The sequence below is a fragment of the Candidatus Melainabacteria bacterium RIFOXYA2_FULL_32_9 genome (genome assembly GCA_001784615.1).
Classification (GTDB): domain Bacteria; phylum Cyanobacteriota; class Vampirovibrionia; order Gastranaerophilales; family UBA9579; genus UBA9579.
In genome coordinates, this window is the sequence record MFRQ01000024.1 from 14,160 (window position 1) to 16,310 (window position 2,151).

Below are 2,151 nucleotides of genomic sequence, written 5' to 3' on the forward strand. Positions count from 1 at the left end.
CGGGAAGAGCAGCTTCGCTGGTCTGGACCGAAAACAAAACTCATTCTAATCCAATAGGTATTTTTGTAGCCTGCTTCTTATAACCGGTAAATAATCGAGCAATAAAAAATACTTACGCATTTTTTATTGCGTCCTTATAAAGTTAGAAGAATTTCATGACATATGCAAAAATATATTTAATATTGAAAATATTAAATTATTCTTTTAGTTCTTGACCATTAATTCCATTTATTCTAACATTCATAATATACAACTTATCAAGAGCAACATTACCTTTAATAAAAAAATATCTAAAATAAATGATTTATAGGTAATGTAGTGGCTGAGGGACTGGCCCGAAGAAGCCCGGCAACCTCTAAGAAAAATATTTCTTAAAAGGTGCTAATTCCAGCAGGATACGCCTGGTAGATAAGTTGGTAAAATAAGAATTAATCCTTATAATACCAACTATAACCTCTATGTACTTGATAAGTGTATGAGGTTATTTTTTATAGAAGGAGCACATTATGACATCTAAAAGGTTTTTATTTACTTCAGAATCGGTAACAGAAGGGCATCCAGATAAGGTATGCGATCAGATTTCAGATGCTATCTTAGATGCTTTTCTTGTTCAAGACCCTAATTCAAGAGTAGCTGCTGAAACTTCTGTTACAACTGGTATGGTTTTAGTTTCAGGAGAAATTACATCTGAATGCTATGTTGATATTTCACGTGTAGTAAGAAATACTGTAGAACAAATTGGTTACATTGGAAGTTCTAGCGGCGGTTTTGATGCTAGAACATGTGCTGTTTTAACAAGCATAGACGAACAATCACCCGATATTGCAGGTGGCGTTAATATAGCCCTTGAATCTCGTGGATTACCAAGTGAAAAAGATATTAATGAAATAGGCGCTGGTGATCAGGGAATCATGTTTGGATTTGCCTGTGATGAAACCCCTGAATTAATGCCATTACCTATCAGTCTTGCTCAAAGACTCGCACTAAAACTTGCTCAAGTAAGAAAAGATGGTACATTAACATATTTAAGACCTGACGGTAAAACACAAGTTACAGTTGAGTATGTAGATGGGATTCCAGCTAGAATTGACACCGTAGTAGTTTCAACTCAGCATGATCCTGTTATTAATGGAGAAACAGACAACGCTAAAGTTCAACAAATAATTGCCAAAGATATGATTAAATATGTTATTGAGCCGGTTTTTGAAAATGATAAAATCAAACCTGACGCATCTACAAAATACTTAATTAACCCATCAGGTAGATTCGTAGTTGGTGGGCCACAAGGTGATGCTGGTTTAACTGGTCGTAAAATCATTGTAGATACATACGGTGGCTATTCACGTCATGGCGGTGGCGCTTTCAGTGGAAAAGATCCAACAAAAGTTGACCGTAGTGCAGCTTATGCAGCAAGATATGTTGCTAAAAATGTTGTAGCTGCTGGATTAGCTAAAAAATGTGAAGTTCAATTAGGCTATGCAATCGGTGTTGCTAAACCTGTATCTATTATGATTGAGACATTCGGTACAGGTGTTATATCTGACGACGCAATTAGCGAACTCGTTGACAAAAACTTTGATTTAAGACCAGCTGCAATCATTAGAAACTTTGATCTAAGAAACCTTCCAGCTAAAAATAGTGGTTCTTTCTATAGATTACTTGCATCCTATGGTCATTTAGGTAGAACTGACATAGATACACCTTGGGAACATACTGATAAAGCTGAGACGTTAAAACAGCAAGCAAATTTTAATCAACCTGAACTAGCTAATATATAGTTAAAAACCTGTAAAGCACCCTCTAAATTAGAGGGTGCTTTTGCATTTTATATTAAAGTTTTATTTGGTGAAATAAGTTGTGTTAAAGTCAATTCAAAGTTAAAATTAGATAACTAGACTTAAACAGGAAAGAGAATTAGTTATGCAGGAAATTCATACTATAAAGGTTGAAGAATTAAATAACAATAATATTGAGCAAATACAGGCATTGTATGAAGACTTCAAGGTGAAATCAACTACTGATTACAAATTTGATATTCCTCCCCTTGAATATGAAGACTTTAAAAACATAGCCACTCAAGACGTTTTAAAAGGCTTTGTGCTATTCGAAGATTCAGAACCCAAGGGATTTCTATTATACGTTCTCGAGCAG

General features: G+C 34.8%; 2 protein-coding genes and 1 other annotated feature (1 of these 3 cut by a window edge). Both genes read left to right on the top strand.

Annotation, left to right across the window (positions count from 1 at the left end):
* The first annotated feature begins 301 nt into the window (after positions 1-301).
* Positions 302-415 (top strand) — a binding site (SAM riboswitch class I).
* 91 nt (positions 416-506) lie between these two features.
* Positions 507-1,778 carry a methionine adenosyltransferase gene (locus tag A2255_06070; protein ID OGI22953.1) on the top strand — a complete coding sequence of 424 codons (1,272 nt, stop codon included), beginning with the start codon at positions 507-509 and terminating at the stop codon, positions 1,776-1,778.
* Between the two features lie 142 nt (positions 1,779-1,920).
* Positions 1,921-2,151: the 5' portion of a hypothetical protein gene (locus tag A2255_06075; GenBank protein OGI22954.1), read on the top strand. 765 nt of this gene lie beyond the right edge of the window; only the first 231 of its 996 coding nucleotides appear in the window; the start codon lies at positions 1,921-1,923; its stop codon lies off the right edge, out of view.